This is a genomic window from Pseudomonas sp. M47T1 (assembly GCF_000263855.1).
Taxonomy (GTDB): Bacteria; Pseudomonadota; Gammaproteobacteria; order Pseudomonadales; family Pseudomonadaceae; genus Aquipseudomonas.
Genome location: NZ_AJWX01000088.1, coordinates 1 through 204, shown reverse-complemented (window position 1 = coordinate 204; position 204 = coordinate 1). Strand labels below are relative to the sequence as shown.

General features: G+C 60.3%; 1 protein-coding gene. It reads right to left on the bottom strand.

The features are described 5' to 3' along the window. Positions 1-143: DUF3304 domain-containing protein (locus PMM47T1_RS28575; protein ID WP_008376022.1), on the bottom strand; the 143-nt coding region annotated here is incomplete at its 3' end. Between the last annotated feature and the right edge of the window lie 61 nt (positions 144-204).

The window sequence follows — 204 nt, the reverse complement described above, 5'->3', positions numbered from 1 at the left end:
TTCATGCCAGGCAGTTCGGCCACCGCAGACACCGCGATTTGGTTGCGGGGCAGGAAATGCACGTCGACAACACCCAGCTTGTCGTAGGGCGCTACCTCGACCCAGGCGCTGTGGCGGGTGTAATGCGTTTTGTGCTCTGCCATTCGCTCGCTCCACGCATCACTGAAGATTCGCTCCGGCCAGCTTCCGTAGGAGGTAGGATCA